Here is an 18,794-nt window from a genome sequence, read left to right as displayed (position 1 = left end):
CTTACCTCTTCACAAACGCCTGGGCTTTGGCCAGACGCGTTTCATAATCAATACGCAGTAACAGCACGATCGCCGTCGACATAATCAACAGGCTCGAACCGCCGTAACTTATCAGCGGCAGCGTCAGCCCTTTGGTGGGCAGCATGCCGGCTGCGGCGCCGACGTTGACCAGTGCCTGGAAGCTGAACCAGACGCCGATCGAGCAGGCCAGAAAGCCGGAAAAGCGCTGATCGATCTCCAGCGCGCGGCGGCCAATCGACATAGCGCGAAAAGCGACGAAGAATACCATTAACAATGCGAAAACCACACCGATATAGCCCAGTTCTTCGCCCAAAATCGAGAAGATAAAGTCGGTGTGCGCTTCAGGCAAATACTCGAGTTTCTGTACCGAGTTCCCCAGCCCCTGCCCCCAAAATTCACCGCGGCCAAATGCCATCAGCGACTGGGTCAACTGGTAGCCACTGCCGAACGGATCGGCCCACGGGTTCCAGAACGACGTCACGCGGCGCATACGGTAAGGTTCGGCAATGATCAACAGCACCACCGCAAAAGCACCGGAGCCGATGATCGCCAGGAACTGCCACATTTTGGCGCCGGCCAGGAACAGCATTGCCAGAGTCGTGATAAACAACACCACCACGGTACCGAGGTCCGGTTGCGCCAGCAGCAGTACCGCCAGTACTACCATTACGCCCATCGGCTTGCAGAAGCCCCAAAAGTTGGTACGCACTTCTTCTACCTTGCGCACCAGATAGCTCGCCAGATAGCAAAACAGCGACAGCTTGGACAGCTCCGCCGGCTGAATACGCAACGGGCCCAGCGCGATCCAGCGCGATGCGCCGTTTACCGAGCTGCCGACCACCAGTACGATCAGCAGCATCACAATCGACAACAGCAGCATCACATTGCTGTAGCGCTGCCAGACTTCCATCGGGATGCGCAGCGTCACCATCGACAGACCGAAGGCCAGCCCCAGATACAGCGCATCACGCTTGGCAAACAGGAAAGGATCGTCCGCCAGGCGTTGACCAATCGGCATTGACGCCGAAGTCACCATGACAAAACCGATAATGGCCAACCCGAAGGTCAGCCACAGCAGGGTACGGTCGTACAGCACCATATTGACCGAATCGCTCTCGCGCGATCCCATCACCCAGTCTTTCAGTCTTTCGGTCAACCCGAACGTCGGCACCCGTAGTTTCATCCGCCAAGCTCCTGTGCCAGACGGGCAAACTCGTCGCCACGCACTTCAAAGTTACGGAACTGATCCAGGCTGGCGCACGCCGGTGACAGCAGCACCATATCGCCAGGTTGTACCCGGCCCGCGATCGCTTGCATCGCCTGTTCCATCGTGTCGGTCAACGTGGCAACTTCCGGCCGCAGCTCCACCAGTTGTTCGCCATCGCGGCCAAAGCAATACAGGCGGACATTATCGCCCTGCAGATAACGCCCCAGCGGGGAGAAATCGGCAGACTTGCCGTCGCCGCCCAGCAGCAGATGCAAAGTGCCGTCCACCTGCAGGCCATTCAGCGCCGCTTCGGTGCTGCCGACGTTGGTGGCTTTCGAATCGTTAATCCAACGTACACCGTTGTGTTCCCACGCCAGTTGGAAACGGTGCGCCAACCCGGTAAAGGTAGTTAGCGCCTTCAGGCTGGAGGCGCGCGGGATATTCACCGCATCGGCCAGCGCCAACGCCGCCAGCGCATTGGTATAGTTGTGGCGGCCAGTCAGCTTCATCTCGCGGGTATTCAGGATTTTCTCACCGCGCACGCGCAACCAGGTTTCGCCCTGCTGGCGGTTGAGGTGGTAGTCGCCCACGTCGGCCCCGAAACTGATGCAGCGCTGGTCTGCACCGCGTACCGGCATGGTCAGCGCGTCATCTGCGTTAACCACGCACAGGGCGGCATTTTCATAGACCCGCAGTTTGGCGGCGCGATACTGCTGCAGGCCAAACGGGTAACGGTCCATATGATCTTCTGTCACGTTCAGGATGGTCGCCGCCGCCGCTTTCAGGCTGAAGGTGGTTTCCAGTTGGAAACTTGACAGCTCCAGCACGTACAACTGGCATTCCTGACGCAGCAGGCTCAACGCAGGCAGACCAATGTTACCGCCCACACCCACCGCCCAGCCGGCCGCTTTCGCCATCTCGCCTACCAGAGTGGTGACGGTGCTTTTACCGTTAGAGCCGGTGATCGCTACGATCGGCGCCTGAGCTTCGCGGCAGAACAGTTCGACGTCGCCAACGATCTCCACCCCCGCATCCGCCGCAGCGCTCAACGCAGGGTGAGCCAGCGCCATGCCCGGGCTGGCAACGATCAAATCCGCCGCCAACAACCAGTCCAGATTCAAGTCACCCAAATGCCGTTCAACGCTTTCAGGCAGCTTGTCCAGCCCCGGCGGCGAAATGCGGGTATCCATAACGCGCGGCGTTACGCCACGCGCCATAAAGAAATCAACGCAGGACAGGCCGGTGAGGCCTAACCCGATGATGACCACTTTTTTACCCTGATAATCCGCCATAATTACCGTACCTTCAGCGTCGCCAGGCCAATCAGCACCAGCATCAGCGAAATAATCCAGAAGCGCACGATCACGCGCGGTTCCGGCCAGCCCTTCAATTCATAATGGTGGTGGATCGGCGCCATGCGGAAAATACGTTGCCCGCGCAACTTGAACGATCCCACCTGCAGGATCACCGACAGCGTTTCAACCACGAACACGCCGCCCATAATCAATAACAGGAACTCTTGGCGGAGCAGTACCGCGATAGTGCCCAGCGCGCCACCCAGCGCCAGTGAACCAACATCACCCATAAAGACCTGTGCCGGGTAGGTGTTGAACCATAAAAAGCCCAGGCCGGCGCCAACGATGGCAGTACAGACGATCACCAGCTCACCCGCATGACGCAGATAAGGAATGTGCAGGTAGTTGGCGAAATTCATGTTACCGGTCGCCCAAGCCACCAGCGCAAAGCCCGCAGCCACGAACACCGTTGGCATGATCGCCAGGCCATCCAGCCCGTCGGTCAGGTTGACCGCGTTACTGGTACCGACCACCACAAAGTACGCCAACAACACGTACAACAGGCCGAGCTGCGGCATGATGTCCTTAAAGAACGGCACAACCAGCTCGGTGGCTGGCGTGTCTTTTCCTACGGCATACATGGCAAAGGCGAAAATCAGCGCAATCACCGACTGCCAGAAATATTTCCAGCGGGCAATCAGCCCCTTGGTATCTTTACGCACCACTTTGCGGTAGTCATCGACAAAGCCGACGATGCCGTAGCCCACCAACACGAACAACACGCCCCACACGTAAGGGTTGGACGGGTAAGCCCACATCAGCACCGAAATGGTGATGGAGGTCAGTATCATGATGCCGCCCATGGTCGGCGTGCCGCGTTTGCTGAAATGCGACTCCGGGCCATCGTTACGCACGACCTGACCGAAGGACATCTCCTGCAGGCGTTTAATCACGCGCGGGCCCATCCATAAGGAGAGAAACAGCGCGGTCAGCAGGCTGACAATGGCCCTGAACGTCAGATAGGAGAAGACGTTGAAGCCGGAATAATATTTGACCAAATGCTCGGCCAGCCAAACTAACATGGTGCTTTCTCCTGTAACGCGCGTACTACCTGCTCCATTGCGGCACTACGTGAACCCTTGATTAACACGGTAATTACCGCATGTTCCGACAGTAACTCCGCCACGCGCGCGATCACTGCTGCCTTGTTCTGAAAATGTTCGCCGTTACCGGAAGCCGCACACAGCGCCTGACTTAACGGACCGATACCTATCACTTTATCGATGCCGGCCAACCTGGCGGCTTCGCCCACCTGACGGTGACATTCTTCGGCATCCGCCCCCAGCTCAGCCATATCGCCAACCACCATTACGCGGTAGCCCGGCATCTCTGCCAGTACCTGCGCAGCGGCGGTCATCGAGCCGACGTTGGCGTTATAGCTGTCATCGAGCAGCAGTTTGTTTTCGGTAAGCGCAATCGGGAACAACCGCCCCGGCACCCCCTGCAACTGTTTCAACCCCTGGCGCACGGATTCGAGCGACGCACCGACCGACATGGCCAGCGCCGCTGCGGCCAGCGCATTGGCCACGTTATGGCGGCCCGGCAACGGCAGCGTTACCACCGCCGTGCCGAATGGGCTGTGCAACGTAAATTGCGTACCTTTGGCGTTCACCAGCACGTCGCTGGCGAAAAAATCCACGCCTTCCGCCGCCTGCGGCGAGAAGCGCCAGACGGTTTTACCGTTCAGCATGCTCTGCCAGTGCGGCCAGTCGTTATTGTCGGCGTTGATGATTGCCACGCCGTCAGCCGGCAAGCCGGTAAAAATTTCACCTTTCGCCTGGGCGACGCCGGCCAAAGAGCCAAAACCTTCCAGGTGAGCAGCCGCCAGGTTATTCACCAGAGCGGTCTGTGGCCGCGTCAATGCGGTGGTATAGGCAATCTCGCCAATATGGTTGGCACCCAGCTCAATCACGGCAAAATCATGTTGCGGTTGCAAGCGCAATAGCGTCAGCGGCACGCCGATATCGTTGTTGAAGTTGCCGGCGGTATACAGCACTTCACCGCATTCACGCAAAATAGCGGCAACCATTTCCTTCACCGAGGTCTTGCCCGATGAACCGGTTAAGGCTACAACGCGGGCCGGCACTTGCTGGCGCACCCAGGCAGCCAGTTGTCCCAGCGCCAAACGCGTGTCTTTCACCACCAGTTGCGGTACGTCCACCAATAAGCGCTTACTCACCAGCAGCGCCCCAGCGCCTGCGGCTACAGCATCGGCAGCGAAGGCATGCGCATCAAAACGCTCGCCTTTCAGCGCCACAAACAGGCAACCTGCGGTTACCTGGCGGGTATCTGTCGTCACCTCAATGATTTGGCAATCGGCGCCGATCAACTCAGCGCTCAATACATCGGCCAGTGCCTGAAGGGAGACAGGAATCATGCTATTACCCCCAGCAGACGCGCAACGGTGGTGCGATCGGAGTAATCCAGGCGGCGGTTCCCCACCAGTTGGTAGTCCTCGTGGCCTTTACCCGCCACCAGCACCACATCTTGTTCTTTGGCTTGCATAATCGCGCTGGTCACCGCTTCGGCACGGCCGTGGATCACCAGAGCACGCCCGGCATCCAGCAGACCGGTCAGGATATCGGCAATGATCGCCTGCGGCTCTTCGGTACGCGGGTTGTCATCGGTCACCACTACGCGATCGGCGAACTGCTCGGCGATGCCACCCATCAGCGGGCGCTTGCCTTTGTCACGATCGCCGCCGCAACCGAACACGCACCACAGCTGCCCTTGGCAGTGCAGGCGCGCAGCTTCCAGCGCCTTCTCCAGCGCGTCCGGGGTGTGGGCATAATCCACCACGACCGTAGGTTTGCCTGGCGCGTTGAATACTTCCATACGGCCGCATACCGGCTGCAGCTGATTGCCGGTTTCCACCAGTTTGTCCAGCGGATAGCCCAGTGACAGCAGCGTCGCCAGTGCCAGCAACAGGTTGCTGACGTTGAAAGCGCCCATCAGGCGGCTCTCAATTTCGCCGTCGCCCCAGCTTGAGCTGAAGCGAACAGTGGCGCCATTATCGTGATAACTGACCGCAGTGGTTTTCAACCAGCGGCCATGGCAACCCAGTTGCAGGTTATCCTGCATGGTGACCGCCACCGCATCCGGCAATTTGCTCAGCCAGCGCTGGCCCACTTCGTCATCGGCGTTGATGATCGCCTGCCCCACTTCGTGGCCGGCAAACAACGACCATTTGGCCGCTTCGTAATTGGCCATATCACCGTGGTAATCCAGGTGATCGCGGCTCAGGTTGGTGAACACCGCTGCGGCAAACGGCAGCGCCGCCACGCGGTTTTGCACCAACCCGTGAGAAGAGACTTCCATCGCGGCAAAAGTTGCGCCCCGATCGACCAGCTCGTTTAATACGTGTTGAACATCCACCGCAGAACCGGTGGTATTCTCCGTCGGGCACACCTGGCCCAGCAGACCGTTACCGACGGTGCCCATCACTGCGCCGGTTTCACCCAACAGTTGGCTCCACTGCGCCAGCAGTTGCGTGGTGGTGGTTTTACCGTTGGTTCCGGTCACGCCAACCAGACGCAGGCGCTCTGCCGGTTGATGGTAAAAACGCCCGGCCAGTGCGGAAAGGCGCTGGTTAAGCTGGCTCAGATAAATTACCGGCACACCGTGCATTTCCGTGATTGCGCCGTCTTCTGCCTGACCTTCAGCTTCGGCAATCACGGCTGCAACACCCTGCGCAATGGCCTGCGGAATATAGCGGCGTCCATCTGTCTGATGGCCAACAACGGCGACAAACAGATCCCCGGCAGCCGCAATACGGCTGTCTAATGTCATTTCCCGCAGCGCGCGCCCGGGCGCCGTCGGCACCCATGGAGCGAGTAAATCGCGCAAATTACGATCTGCCACCTGAACCCTCTTTTTTATTAATCACTAATTCGCTTTTATCAGCGGTGGGCAACGCGTCCGGTTCGATGTTCATGGTGCGCAATACGCCACCCATGATGGCGCCGAATACCGGTGCGGAAATTGCACCGCCATAGTACTTCCCACCCTGAGGATCGTTAATCACCACCACCAGAGCAAAACGGGGATTACTGGCCGGCGCGACGCCGGCGGTATAAGCGAGATATCGGTTGACGTATTTGCCATCCGGGCCGACCTTTTTGGCGGTACCGGTTTTAATAGCGATGCGGTAACCCTTGATGGCGGCTTTCACACCGCCGCCGCCTGGCAGGGCCACGCTTTCCATCATGTGCACCACGGTGCGCACCAGAGGTTCAGGGAAAATGCGTTCGCCGGCAACCGGAGGGTCAACCTTGGTGATCGACAATGGGCGATACACGCCCAGGCTGCCGATCGTTGCGTAGACTCGCGCCAACTGTAACGGAGTTACCATTAGCCCGTAGCCGAAAGAGAAGGTGGCCCTCTCTATGTCAGACCACCGTTGTTTTTTTGGGTATATGCCACTGCTTTCTCCGACCAGCCCCAAATTGGTCGCTTTTCCCAGTCCAAAACGAGAGTAAGTATCTACTAACGCCGAGGACGGCATCGCTAACGCCAGCTTGGTAACGCCAACGTTACTCGACTTCTGCAAGATCCCGGTAACCGACAGCTCCGCATAACGCGCCACGTCTTTAATTTCGTGGCCCTGAATGCGGAAAGGAATGGTGTTCAGCACGCTGTTTTCTTTCACCACACCGTTATGTAACGCGGTCATCACCACCATCGGTTTCACGGTGGAGCCAGGCTCAAAAATATCGGTAATAGCGCGGTTACGCATGGTGTCTTTCGGCGTACCGGCCATATTATTCGGGTTGTAGGACGGGCTGTTGGCCATCGCCAGCACTTCGCCGGTGTTCACGTCGATCAGCACCGCCGTGCCGGATTCAGCCTTGTTGAACGCCACCGCGTTGTTCAGTTCGCGATACACCAGCGCCTGCAGGCGCTCATCGACGCTCAATACCAGATTATGCGCCGCCTGACTGTCGACCGAAGAGATATCCTCGATCACCCGGCCATAGCGGTCTTTACGCACGGTTCGTTCACCCGGTTGCCCGGTCAGCCAGCGGTCGAAGCTCTTCTCGACGCCTTCGATGCCCTGGCCGTCAATATTGGTCACGCCGATAATGTGCGAGGTGACCTGGCCGGCCGGATAGTAACGGCGCGATTCCTGACGCAGGTAAATTCCCGGTAGCTTCAGCTTGCGAATGTAATCGCCTACCGCCGGGTTCACCTGGCGCGCCAGGTAAACAAAGCGCCCTTTCGGGTTGGCGTTAACACGGGTAGAAAGCTGATCCAGAGGGATATTCAGCGCGTCGGACAGCGCCTTCCAGCGGCTGTCCAGCGTAATGCCGCCACGCTCGTTCAGCTCTTTAGGATCCGCCCAGATGGCGTTGACCGGTACGCTCACCGCCAATGGTCGGCCGGCGCGATCGCTGATCATGCCGCGTGAGGTCGGTACCTCCTGCACACGCAGCGAACGCATGTCACCTTCTTTCACCAGGCGGTCCGGATTGATGACCTGCAGATAGGCCACGCGCAGCATCAATCCCACCAGCGCCAGCAAAATACAGCCGCACAGCAACGCAAAACGCCAGCTTACAAAGCTGGCCTGATTTTCCGGGCGTTTCAACTTACCGGGGCGTGCTGCTTTCATGCGTTCCCTTTCTTCTCCGTGTCATGATTTAAGTTAAACTATTCATTGTTTAACGATGATATTTTCCTGCGATGGATCAACATGTTGCATCTGCAGCTTTTCGGTGGCGATACGCTCGACCCGGCTGTGGTCGCCGAGGGCGTTCTCCTCCAAAATCAGGTTGCGCCATTCAATATCCAGAGCATCCCGCTCAAGCACCAACTGCTCGCGTTCAGCGGTCAGCAGGCGAGTACGGTGTGCGGTAGTCACCACAAAAATCGCAGAAATCAGTGAAGCGACCAGTAAAATCAATGGGATCTTGGCGTTACGCAGCAGATCGCCGCCAATCACCCCAACCAAACCGTGGCGTTCATTACCAATCACGCGGGCATCCTCTCGGCAATGCGCAGCACTGAACTGCGCGCGCGTGGGTTTTCCGCCACTTCATCTTGCGAAGGCATCATCTTGCCCAACGCTTTCAGCGTACGCCCGCCCATGCCACGCAACTGCTCTTCAGTCAGCGGCAGACCTGCCGGCACCTGAGCACCGCGGCTATGGTGGCGCATAAAGCGTTTGACGATACGATCTTCCAACGAGTGGAAACTGATGATCGACAGACGGCCCTGCGGGGCCAGCACTTCCAGCGCGCCGTCCAGCGCACGCTCAATCTCTTCCAGCTCACTGTTGATATAAATACGAATGGCCTGGAAACTGCGCGTTGCCGGATGTTTGTGTTTTTCCCGGAACGGGCTGGCATTGGCGATCAGGTCAGCCAGCTCTTTGGTGCGCGTCATCGGCTCGACACGGTTTCTTTCCACGATGGCGCGGGCAATGCGCTTGGCGAAACGCTCCTCGCCGAAGGTTTTCAGCACCCAGGCAATGTCGTCCGCTTCCGCTTTCAACAGCCATTCAGAGGCGGACTGGCCGCTTGATGGGTCCATGCGCATGTCCAATGGACCGTCACGCATGAAGGAGAAACCGCGTTCTGCGTCATCTAACTGCGGCGAAGAAACGCCCAAATCGAGTAAGACGCCATCAATCTGCCCCACCAATTCGCGTTCCCGCACATAGTGTGACAAATCAGAAAATGGGCCGTGTACGATGGTAAAACGAGGATCTTCAATAGACTTGGCGGCTGCAATCGCCTGTGGATCACGGTCAATTGCCAACAAACGTCCTTCCGGCCCCAGTTGGGACAGAATCAGACGAGAATGGCCACCGCGACCAAAAGTACCGTCGATATATATGCCGTTACTGCGAATATTGAGGCCATTAACCGCCTCATCCAACAGTACGGTGGTGTGTTTATAGTTTTCCAACATGCTTATAGCGACAAGTCCTGTAGCCGCTCAGACAACGGTTCCTGAGTCGACTGTTCTGCGTCAATATCATCCTTGACTTGTTGATACCAGGTCTGTTCATCCCACAGTTCAAACTTGTTGAACTGCCCGACCAGCATCACTTCTTTTGTAAGCCCGGCGTGTTGACGTAGCGTAGTAGCTAGCAACAACCGACCGGCGCTGTCCATCTGACACTCACTGGCATGCCCCAACAATAAGCGCTGAACGCGGCGCTCTGCGGGATTCATACTCGACAGACGGGATAATTTTTGTTCAATAATTTCCCATTCGGGCAAGGGGTAAAGCAGCAGGCAGGACTGATGGAGGTCAATGGTACAGACCATTTGGCCTTGCGATTGCTCGTTCAGCAAATCCCGATAACGGGTGGGTACGGCAAGCCGCCCTTTGCTGTCGAGATTAACCATCGTTGCCCCACGGAACATTCCTGAGCTACCCCTTCATGACCGTTTTCACCACTTTACACCACAAATTCCCACATAAGGGAGTTTACGGAGGGTATGAAAACCTTGTCAAGCCAGAGCGGCGGCGCTTTGGCAATATTTCTCCCGTCATTTTGGGAGCTGACTCGCGAAAGGAACGCTATTTATTCGATGAGTTAAAATTAACATCATGATAAACGGGGATAATTTTCTGAGCGGAAAGAGGGTGATTAAAAACCTGACAAATTGGCGATTAATTAACTCATTACTTCCTTCTGCAATCGATGTCTCATTTTTTAGCTCGGCAATCACAACCCTGTAACCCGCCGTAACCCGCACCGGTCAAGGCTCGCCGTAAACTCCCGTCGTTGGCGAAATACGGCATAAGCCATTGAGTTAATAACGCTCAACGGTTATTGCACTTCAGGTCGGGCGCTATTTTACTTCAATTAAAGCGTCAGTGATAAGCCAGATGAAAAAATAAATTACTCGGATATTACGAGGCGAGTTATTTTCGATTTAAATCAGTTTGGTAAGATTATTCTCAAAATACCTGTTTACAATTATGGTTTCATTTCCTTACATCATTTATTCCCACAATTTTTGCTGTGAAAATGCACTTTATAATGAAAATAATCGTAACTGTATGTTTTAAATCATAAAAGTAAAAAACCTCCCGTTTTAATCCCTTCACGCCAGATTCTACCGCTCTTCCTCAGGATAAAAACCAGCCAAGGGCAATAAATAAAAATATTCAACTACCCAAGAAAACCAATGCAGAGGAGTAAACTATAAAAAATGCAACAATCAAGAATTAACAACCACAATCATAGAAATTAACAGAATATTAACTAACACATAAGGAGATTGCAGCATGCTTTCGCCTGTCGCTTATTGGCGTAGCGCCGCCGCCGATACTTTTGCACTGGTGGTGTACTGTTTCATCGCCGGAATGGCGATAGAAATGCTGGTTTCCGGCATGAATTTTCAGCAATCGCTCTCCTCCCGCCTGGTGTCGATCCCGGTGAATATCCTGATCGCCTGGCCCTATGGACGCTACCGCGACCTGTTTATTCGCCTTGCGAAACGCTCTCATCACGGGCAATGGTTGCTGCGTAACCTCGCCGATTTGCTGGCGTATGTCAGTTTTCAATCGCCAGTGTACGCCGCCATATTGTGGAGCGTAGGCGCAGATGGACAGCAAATTATGACCGCGGTGGCCGGAAATGCCGTGGTCTCGATGGCGATGGGCGTGGTATATGGCTACTTTCTTGAATACTGCAGAAAGCTGTTCCGGGTAACCGGCTACGTATAAGGCGGGGAGACAGGCAGGAAACAGCGTCGCCGCCCCGCCTGTATTATTTATTTCCGGCTCAGACTACCGCGACGGAACAGATTGCGGCGAATACGCGTCAGGCCCGGTTTAGGCTTGCGCGGCTCATCCAGACTGGCCAGCACCAGTTCCAGTACCCGTTCAGCCACATCACGGTGGCGCTGCGCTACCGCGAGCACCGGGCACTCAAGAAAGTCCAGCAGCTCGTGATCGCCGAAGGTGGCGATCGCCAGATCGGTCGGTAAACGACCCCGCTGTTTCAACGTCACATCCATCACCCCCTGCAACAGAGAGAAAGAGGTGGTGAACAACGCCTGCGGCATCGGATGCGTTTTCAACCATTCTGCAAACAGTACGCCGGCAGCCTCGCGTTCATAGCTGTTGGCATACAGATAATCGACAGGCCGTTCGTCGCCCTCCCACGCCTGGCGGAATCCTTGCTCACGCAGGAAACTGACGGACAGCTCCGGTAACGCGCCCAGATACAGCACCGACTCCGCCGGAAAAGTGCGAAGCTCCTGCGCCAGCGCGAAGGAATCCTCTTGGTCGGCCCCTACCACACTGATGAAATGCTCGCGATCCAGCGCCCGATCCAGAGCGATTATCGGTAATGGATCCTTGGCCCAGCGCTGATAGAACGGGTGCTCCGGCGGCAACGCGGTGGAAACGATAATGGCGTCGACCTGGCGTTGCAACAGGTGTTCAATACAGCGCATTTCGTTATCCGGCTGATCTTCCGAACAGGCAATCAATAGCTGATAACCGCGCTGACGCGCCTGACGCTCCAGGTAGTTGGCGATGCGGGTGTAGCTGGTGTTTTCCAGATCCGGTATCACCAGGCCGATAGAGCGAGTTCGTCCGGCGCGCAACCCTGCAGCGACGGCATTCGGGTGATAGTTATGCTCCCTGACCACAGCCATCACTTTTTCGACGGTTTTATCGCTGACACGATACTGCTTCGCTTTGCCGTTGATGACATAACTGGCCGTGGTGCGCGAAACGCCAGCGAGACGCGCGATTTCATCCAGTTTCACGTTAACCCCTTAATGACGCTGAAAATAGAAGTGAAAGCCATGCTCGGATTAACCATCGCATCCCGTGCGGTTATTCAATCCAGCCTCTGCGATCTAACAGCAGAAAACACTGCCGAGCAACCGCTTTTGCCGAAAGGTGCCAGCAAACAGACAAAAAACACCGAAAAACAAAAGGCGCAGCCATGCCGCGCCCTCAGATTATGCCAATATCACGTTTCAGCGCATGATTTTATCGCCGCGCGACACGCCGACGACGCCGGAACGCGCCACTTCGACAATTTCAGCCACTTCGCGCACTGCATTAAGAAACGCATCCAGCTTGTCGCTGGTGCCGGCCAGCTGAACGGTGTAAAGCGTCGCCGTAACATCGACAATCTGCCCACGGAAAATGTCGGCGCAGCGTTTCACCTCTTCGCGGCCATAACCGCTGGCCTGCAGCTTCACCAGCATGATCTCGCGTTCGACATGCGCACCCTGCACCAGCTCACTGACGCGCAGCACATCCACCAGCTTATGCAGCTGCTTTTCGATCTGCTCCAGTACTTTCTCATCGCCGACGGTTTGGATGGTCATACGCGACAACGTGGGATCGTCGGTCGGCGCTACCGTCAGGCTTTCAATGTTGTAACCACGCTGGGAGAACAACCCCACCACACGCGACAACGCACCGGATTCGTTTTCCAGCAATACAGATAAAATACGCCGCATGATCAGGTCCTCTCCGTTTTGCTTAACCACATTTCGTCCATGCTTCCGCCGCGGATCTGCATTGGGTAAACATGTTCGGTCTCATCGACGGTGACATCGACAAACACCAGTCGTTCTTTCTCGGCCAACGCCTGCGCAAGTTTGCTTTCCAGCTCATCCGGTGTGCGAATGGCGATGCCTACGTGACCGTAAGCCTCCGCCAGTTTGACGAAATCAGGCAGGGAATCCATATAAGACTGCGAATGGCGGCCGGAGTAGATCATGTCCTGCCACTGCTTCACCATGCCCAGATAGCGGTTGTTGAGGTTCACCACTATCACCGGCAGGTTGTACTGCAACGCGGTGGAAAGCTCCTGAATGTTCATCTGGATACTGCCATCGCCGGTTACGCACACCACGGTCTCATCAGGCAACGCCAGCTTCACACCCAGCGCTGCCGGCAGGCCGAAGCCCATGGTGCCCAACCCACCGGAGTTGATCCAGCGGCGCGGCTTGTCGAACGGGTAGTAGAGCGCGGCGAACATCTGGTGCTGGCCCACATCGGAGGTGACGTAAGCATCACCCTTGGTCAAACGATGCAGGGTTTCGATCACGGCCTGTGGCTTGATGGTACCGCTGTTTTTGTCATAGCCCAGACAGTCGCGCGCGCGCCACTGCTCAATGGACTGCCACCAGTCGCGCAGCGCATCGAAGTCCTGCGCCTTATCGTCCTGCGCCAGCAGTTCCAGCATCTGGGTCAGCACCTGCTTGGCATCGCCCACGATCGGAATATCGGCATCGACCGTCTTGGAGATCGAGGTGGGATCAATATCGATATGCAGTACGGTGGCATCCGGGCAGTATTTTGCCAGGTTATTGGTAGTGCGATCGTCAAAACGCACGCCGACGGCGAAGATCACGTCGGAATGGTGCATGGTTTTATTGGCTTCGTAAGTGCCGTGCATGCCGAGCATGCCGACGCTCTGGCGGTGCGTACCGGGGAAGGCGCCCAGCCCCATCAGGGTGCAGGTCACCGGCAGATTCAGCTTTTCCGCCAGTTCCAGCAGTTCTGCATCGCAGGCCGAGTTTATCGCCCCGCCGCCAACGTACATAACCGGTTTTTTAGCCGCCAAAATGGTTTGCAGCGCGCGCTTTATCTGCCCGCGGTGGCCCTGCACCGTTGGGTTATAGGAGCGCATGCTCACTTCCTGCGGATAGGCGTAAGGCATTCTGACCGCCGGGCCAACGATATCTTTCGGCAGGTCGATCACGACCGGGCCAGGACGGCCGGTTGAGGCCAGATAAAAGGCTTTTTTCAGGATGCCGGGGATATCCTCGGTGCGCTTCACCAGGAAACTGTGCTTCACCACCGGACGAGAAATCCCGACCATGTCGCACTCCTGGAAGGCATCATAACCAATCAGCGAGCTTGGAACCTGGCCGGAAAGCACCACCATCGGGATGGAGTCCATATAGGCGGTCGCAATGCCGGTAATCGCATTGGTCGCGCCGGGGCCGGAAGTCACCAGCACCACGCCGACCTCACCGGTAGCGCGCGCATAGCCATCGGCCATATGCACCGCACCCTGCTCATGACGCACCAATATGTGATCGATTCCTCCGACCGTATGCAGGGCGTCGTAGATATCGAGTACCGCCCCGCCCGGATATCCGAATACATGCTTAACGCCCTGATCGATCAACGATCGGACGACCATCTCGGCTCCTGACAACATCTCCATGGGTTTGCCTCCAGGCTTACTTATTCTTGTCTGACGCCGGAACGTAGCGCCTGTTGTGGGGTAATACCCCAACATTTTTGTGGATCGATTATACCCTATGGATTTCAAGTTGCAGCCGGGCGGCCAGTTCGAGAGTCCCAGGCGCTTACGCAAGTCACTGGGGCGAGCGACAAATCTGTCGGGAACAGATCTGAACGCGGTTCACAGCGGCCCAGGGGCAAGGTCCACGGATGGGCTTTATAAAGCAGCCAACAACGCTGCAGCTTGAAATACAACGGGTATATAACTGCTTAACATAACGTCAGAGTATTGAGCAGGCAAACGACAAAAAGACCTAGCGGTAGAGTGGTTATTGCCATGTGGCTGAGGATTGGGGGTTTACAAAAACAATGCACTAGCCGCTGGAGGATCGGGCTAGGCATTGTTTCGAGCAGATAGGGAATTACAGAACTATATCAGGCAATAATTATGCTGTTTTTTTAGCCGGCCGCACTGCCCGGCGACATCCTTAAACCTGATCCTGGTACATCGAGTCAATTTCATGCTGGTAGCGCTGTAGAATCACCTTCCGGCGCAGCTTCAGCGTTGGAGTGAGTTCACCCAACTCCATCGAAAAGGCCGCCGGCAGCAGGGTAAACTTTTTCACCTGCTCAAAGCGCGCCAGCTCTTTTTGCATGTCGCGCAGACGGCTCTCGAACATTTCTATAATGTGGCTATTACGCAGCAGCTCAAGCCGATCCTGGTATTTCAGGTTGATGGATTTCGCATACTCTTCCAGCGACTCAAAGCTGGGTACGATCAGGGCCGATACGAATTTACGCGCATCGGCGATGATCGCCACCTGCTCGATAAAACGATCCTGAGCCAGCGTGCCTTCGAGCATCTGCGGGGCAATATATTTGCCGCCGGAGGTTTTCATCAAATCCTTCAGCCGCTCGGTAATGAACAGGTTACCCGCCTCGTCAATCGCGCCGGCGTCACCGGTTTTCAGCCAGCCGTCCCCGGTAAAAGAAGCGGCGGTTTCCAGCGGCTTATTGAAATAGCCACGCATCACGACGGGGCCACGTACCTGAATCTCGTTTTCCTCGCCAATACGCACTTCAACCCCCGGCAACGGCTTGCCGATAGAGCCAAAGCGGAAATTACCCTCTTCCCAGCAGGAGACGGTGGCGCAGGTCTCGGTCATGCCGTAACCATATTTGATATTGACGCCCATCGCCTGGAAAAACAGGATGACATTGTCGTCAAGTTTGGCGCCCGCAGCCGGCAAGAAACGCACCCTCCCGCCGAGAATGCCGCGCAGCTTGCTCAGGACCAGTTTGTCGGCCCAGCGGTGAGACAGGCTGAACAACTTACCCAGCGGCTTGCCGGCACGCTCCTGCAGGAACTTGCGTTCACCACAGACGATCGCCCAATGGAACAGCGCGCGACGCAGCCAGGGCGCACGCGCGACCTTTTCATGCACCGCGCTAAAGATTTTTTCGTAGAAGCGGGGTACCGCGCACATCAACGTCGGGCGTACCGCCGTCATGGCTTCACGCACCCAGTCAGTATTCGGCAGATACACGTTCTGCGCGCCCGAGTGCATGATGAAGAAGCTCCAGATGCGCTCAAATACGTGTGATATCGGCAGGAAGCTGAGGGAGACATCGTCTTCGTTCACCGTTAGCCGCTCATCGTGCAGATAGAGCTGCGCGGCCAGATTACGGTAATCCAGCATCACTCCTTTTGGCTCGCCGGTGGTGCCGGAAGTGTAGATCAGAGTGAACAGATCCCGCAGATCGCACTCTGTAATACGCTCCCGTCGTTGAGGTTCAAAAGCATCAACATCGGCCCCGCGCTCAAAGGCGCTCAGATACTGGGCAATATCGCACCCGCGCAGATCGGCTGCGTCATCGAACACGATGATATGGTTCAACTGCGGGCATACGCCGCGCAGCGCAATGGCTGCATCCAACTGCGCCTGCTCGCCGACGAACAGGATGCGAATATCCGCATCATTAATAATAAATGCTGCCTGGGCGGGCGTGTTGGTGGCATACAAAGGTACACTCACCGCCCGAAGTTGCAGGATAGCCAAATCCGTCAGCGACCAAGCCATGCAGTTATTGGCAAAAATCGCGATGCGCTCCTGCACTTCAGACCCCAACGCCAGCAGCGCGCTGGCGATGCGGTTAATGTGGACGTCGGCCTGTCCCCAGGTCAGTTGTGTCTCGCCATCAGGAGACCATTGGCGAAAAGCTGTGCGATCGGCACGATGGGAAATTTGGTGCTGTATACGATGAGTCAGATGGTATTGCAGCAGATTATTGATCATAGCGCTCTAAGCCTGAAATGAATCAAACAGTTAACCTCGAACAGAGCCTCTTGCCCTGAATCTCAGCTTACACGTGTTTACTTTTTTTCGCGCAGTCTACCTACTCTCAGGCAGCGGGAAAAGAGTTTTCAGCGTAGAAGTGTGAGCCAAAATGCAGACTAACTTCACCACACCCTCAGGTTGGACAAAGCAGCGCTGAAAAGGTTTTATGTCGGGGACAAAATGCGGCCCCTGCGGGCCGTCCATTCAAATCAGTTTAAAACACCAGTAAAAATTAAAAAATCAGAATATAAATTCATGTTGATTATTTTTCATAAAATAATCATAACAGCTATGGAAAAGTTATTTTCTCGCCAAAAACCCAGAAACATCTTAATAAAAACCAAGATAGTTCTTAGCTTTTTATCATGAAAAAAAACCACTCATATAAATATTATCTTTCTTCAGGGAGAGTATTCCATAGATTTACTCTGGATTGCCCGCCTCAGTCAGAACGGATTTCATCCATTGATGCCCTTTATCGCGTTCGGACGATTCGTGCCAGGAAAGATAACATGTCGCTTTATTGTCTTGCGCACATAAAGGCACCGCTTTTATCTTCAATGAAGTGGCCTGTTGCCGTACCAGCCATGCCGGAGCAATAGCCACCATTTCCGTCTGGGATACCATATTTAACACGCTATATAAATCGGTGCACTGCTGAGTCACTGCACGCTGCATGGTTTCTTCGATATAATAAGGCTTGCTGAAAGATCCAAAGCTTTCCAGCGAGACCACGGCATGTTGCTCGGATAAAGCTTGCTCCGATGTCAGACCCGCAGTCATTCTCGGGTGCGCCTGCGCGACTGCCAGCACCAGCTCATCGTCGAACAACGCCAAACTGCGAAACTCCGCCGACTCAAATCGACTGTAGCCAATAACGAACTCAACATCCTGATAACGCAATTGATGCTCAATATTATTGTTAATGTATGACTTAACTTGCAAATTAAGCTGTGGAGCTATCTGTTTGACGTGGTTGATTATCTTGGCTCCCAACCGTAAATCGAGCGGGCTGCAGAGGGATAGCGAGAAAGCCCGTGTACTGGTAAGCGGTTCGAACTCTGAGCCAGGCAGTTCATTTTGCACCAATTGCAGCGCCTGACGTACCGGCCCGAATAACTGTCTGGCCCGCATCGTGGGCTGGATCCCCCGCCCGCTGCGCACAAACAGCTCATCATTGAACATCACCTTCAGGCGCGCAACCGCGTTGCTCACCGCCGGTTGCGACATCCCTAATGAAGTAGCGGCTCGCGTAATATTCTGCATTTGCATCACGGCGTCAAAAACAGTCAGCAAATTAAGATCGACGCTGCGCAAATGAATGTCCGCAGGCTCTTTAACCATGGCAACTTCTGAATCATATTCAGCCATATATCACTCCACTAAATCCTGTGTAGATAATCTTATCGCTGTGCAAGACAAACAATGTGAAACCGTATTGTTTTATTTCCACAAGACAAGACCAGTTATTCCTTCAATCAAACGACAGAAACCCTTGCTATACCGCCGCGGCGAAAGCCGCATATGAGGTGCGTACCAGAGACTTCCACCATTACGGGGAAGAACGGCGCCAATACAGTACTAATAAATAGGTAGATGAAATAATGAATACTGTTTAGCAGCAAAGTTTCGATTATAAGCCAGGCGATAAAAACATATCACAACCGTCTAAAATAGACGTTTAGT

15 protein-coding genes are annotated in these 18,794 nt (G+C 55.3%); 1 reads left to right on the top strand and 14 read right to left on the bottom strand.

Annotation, left to right across the window (positions count from 1 at the left end; genetic code table 11):
• Nucleotide 1: 1 nt before the first annotated feature.
• The 9 genes from ftsW to mraZ are packed head-to-tail and all read right to left on the bottom strand — an operon-like array spanning nucleotide 2 to nucleotide 9,956.
• Nucleotides 2-1,204, bottom strand: coding sequence for a cell division protein FtsW (gene ftsW, locus SERAS12_RS03540; protein ID WP_013811493.1), 1,203 nt, complete (start codon nucleotides 1,202-1,204; stop codon nucleotides 2-4).
• Complete coding sequence (gene murD, locus SERAS12_RS03535) at nucleotides 1,201-2,520, bottom strand: UDP-N-acetylmuramoyl-L-alanine--D-glutamate ligase (RefSeq protein ID WP_013811492.1); 1,320 nt, start codon at nucleotides 2,518-2,520, stop codon at nucleotides 1,201-1,203. The genes ftsW and murD overlap by 4 nt, the downstream gene beginning before the upstream one ends.
• Nucleotides 2,521-2,522: 2 nt before the next feature.
• The gene (gene mraY / locus SERAS12_RS03530) at nucleotides 2,523-3,605 is read right to left on the bottom strand and encodes a phospho-N-acetylmuramoyl-pentapeptide-transferase (RefSeq protein ID WP_004950137.1); all 1,083 of its coding nucleotides are present in this window, start codon (nucleotides 3,603-3,605) and stop codon (nucleotides 2,523-2,525) included.
• Nucleotides 3,599-4,960 carry a UDP-N-acetylmuramoyl-tripeptide--D-alanyl-D-alanine ligase gene (murF, locus tag SERAS12_RS03525; protein WP_013811491.1) on the bottom strand — a complete coding sequence of 454 codons (1,362 nt, stop codon included), beginning with the start codon at nucleotides 4,958-4,960 and terminating at the stop codon, nucleotides 3,599-3,601. The genes mraY and murF overlap by 7 nt, the downstream gene beginning before the upstream one ends.
• Nucleotides 4,957-6,444 carry a UDP-N-acetylmuramoyl-L-alanyl-D-glutamate--2,6-diaminopimelate ligase gene (gene murE, locus SERAS12_RS03520; protein ID WP_006323584.1) on the bottom strand — a complete coding sequence of 496 codons (1,488 nt, stop codon included), beginning with the start codon at nucleotides 6,442-6,444 and terminating at the stop codon, nucleotides 4,957-4,959. Before murE ends, murF begins: the two co-directional genes overlap by 4 nt.
• Nucleotides 6,431-8,194, bottom strand: coding sequence for a peptidoglycan glycosyltransferase FtsI (locus SERAS12_RS03515; RefSeq protein WP_013811490.1), 1,764 nt, complete (start codon nucleotides 8,192-8,194; stop codon nucleotides 6,431-6,433). Before SERAS12_RS03515 ends, murE begins: the two co-directional genes overlap by 14 nt.
• Before the next feature lie 42 nt (nucleotides 8,195-8,236).
• Nucleotides 8,237-8,557 carry a cell division protein FtsL gene (gene ftsL, locus SERAS12_RS03510; RefSeq protein WP_004950132.1) on the bottom strand — a complete coding sequence of 107 codons (321 nt, stop codon included), beginning with the start codon at nucleotides 8,555-8,557 and terminating at the stop codon, nucleotides 8,237-8,239.
• Nucleotides 8,554-9,495 (bottom strand): 16S rRNA (cytosine(1402)-N(4))-methyltransferase RsmH, encoded by a 942-nt coding sequence (rsmH, locus tag SERAS12_RS03505; RefSeq protein ID WP_004950130.1) that lies wholly within the window; start codon nucleotides 9,493-9,495, stop codon nucleotides 8,554-8,556. Before rsmH ends, ftsL begins: the two co-directional genes overlap by 4 nt.
• Before the next feature lie 2 nt (nucleotides 9,496-9,497).
• Nucleotides 9,498-9,956, bottom strand: coding sequence for a division/cell wall cluster transcriptional repressor MraZ (mraZ, locus tag SERAS12_RS03500; RefSeq protein WP_004950128.1), 459 nt, complete (start codon nucleotides 9,954-9,956; stop codon nucleotides 9,498-9,500).
• An 871-nt stretch (nucleotides 9,957-10,827) separates the two neighbouring features.
• On the opposite strand from mraZ, the gene SERAS12_RS03495 reads away from it, so the two are divergent.
• A complete protein-coding gene (locus tag SERAS12_RS03495) occupies nucleotides 10,828-11,268 on the top strand; it encodes an L-alanine exporter AlaE (RefSeq protein ID WP_013811489.1) in 441 nt (146 codons plus the stop codon).
• A 47-nt stretch (nucleotides 11,269-11,315) separates the two neighbouring features.
• Here the strand turns inward: SERAS12_RS03495 and cra are convergent, their stop codons facing one another.
• From cra to leuO, 5 genes are all read right to left on the bottom strand, one after another.
• Nucleotides 11,316-12,320, bottom strand: coding sequence for a catabolite repressor/activator (gene cra, locus SERAS12_RS03490; RefSeq protein ID WP_004950124.1), 1,005 nt, complete (start codon nucleotides 12,318-12,320; stop codon nucleotides 11,316-11,318).
• 216 nt (nucleotides 12,321-12,536) lie between these two features.
• Nucleotides 12,537-13,028, bottom strand: a complete 492-nt coding sequence (gene ilvN, locus SERAS12_RS03485; protein WP_004950121.1) for an acetolactate synthase small subunit — start codon at nucleotides 13,026-13,028, stop codon at nucleotides 12,537-12,539.
• A gap of 2 nt (nucleotides 13,029-13,030) precedes the next feature.
• A complete protein-coding gene (ilvI, locus tag SERAS12_RS03480) occupies nucleotides 13,031-14,749 on the bottom strand; it encodes an acetolactate synthase 3 large subunit (RefSeq protein WP_004950120.1) in 1,719 nt (572 codons plus the stop codon).
• Between the two features lie 508 nt (nucleotides 14,750-15,257).
• Nucleotides 15,258-17,066, bottom strand: coding sequence for a long-chain fatty acid--CoA ligase (locus SERAS12_RS03475; protein WP_013811488.1), 1,809 nt, complete (start codon nucleotides 17,064-17,066; stop codon nucleotides 15,258-15,260).
• A gap of 465 nt (nucleotides 17,067-17,531) precedes the next feature.
• Nucleotides 17,532-18,479, bottom strand: a complete 948-nt coding sequence (gene leuO / locus SERAS12_RS03470; protein ID WP_013811487.1) for a transcriptional regulator LeuO — start codon at nucleotides 18,477-18,479, stop codon at nucleotides 17,532-17,534.
• Between the last annotated feature and the right edge of the window lie 315 nt (nucleotides 18,480-18,794).

Source organism: Serratia sp. AS12 (genome assembly GCF_000214195.1).
GTDB classification, from domain to species: Bacteria; Pseudomonadota; Gammaproteobacteria; order Enterobacterales; family Enterobacteriaceae; genus Serratia; species Serratia plymuthica.
Note: the sequence above shows the minus strand (reverse complement) of the source record. Positions and strands in the feature narration are given on the sequence as shown.

Excerpts from the sequence above, each read along its gene's own strand:
- rsmH (WP_004950130.1), bottom strand. The coding sequence starts at position 9,495 with ATGTTGGAAAACTATAAACACACCACCGTACTGTTGGATGAGGCGGTT.
- ftsW (WP_013811493.1), bottom strand. The coding sequence starts at position 1,204 with ATGAAACTACGGGTGCCGACGTTCGGGTTGACCGAAAGACTGAAAGAC.
- SERAS12_RS03515 (WP_013811490.1), bottom strand. The coding sequence starts at position 8,194 with ATGAAAGCAGCACGCCCCGGTAAGTTGAAACGCCCGGAAAATCAGGCC.
- leuO (WP_013811487.1), bottom strand. The coding sequence starts at position 18,479 with ATGGCTGAATATGATTCAGAAGTTGCCATGGTTAAAGAGCCTGCGGAC.
- murD (WP_013811492.1), bottom strand. The coding sequence starts at position 2,520 with ATGGCGGATTATCAGGGTAAAAAAGTGGTCATCATCGGGTTAGGCCTC.
- ilvI (WP_004950120.1), bottom strand. The coding sequence starts at position 14,749 with ATGGAGATGTTGTCAGGAGCCGAGATGGTCGTCCGATCGTTGATCGAT.
- SERAS12_RS03475 (WP_013811488.1), bottom strand. The coding sequence starts at position 17,066 with ATGATCAATAATCTGCTGCAATACCATCTGACTCATCGTATACAGCAC.
- ilvN (WP_004950121.1), bottom strand. The coding sequence starts at position 13,028 with ATGCGGCGTATTTTATCTGTATTGCTGGAAAACGAATCCGGTGCGTTG.
- murF (WP_013811491.1), bottom strand. The coding sequence starts at position 4,960 with ATGATTCCTGTCTCCCTTCAGGCACTGGCCGATGTATTGAGCGCTGAG.
- SERAS12_RS03495 (WP_013811489.1), top strand. The coding sequence starts at position 10,828 with ATGCTTTCGCCTGTCGCTTATTGGCGTAGCGCCGCCGCCGATACTTTT.
- mraZ (WP_004950128.1), bottom strand. The coding sequence starts at position 9,956 with ATGTTCCGTGGGGCAACGATGGTTAATCTCGACAGCAAAGGGCGGCTT.
- mraY (WP_004950137.1), bottom strand. The coding sequence starts at position 3,605 with ATGTTAGTTTGGCTGGCCGAGCATTTGGTCAAATATTATTCCGGCTTC.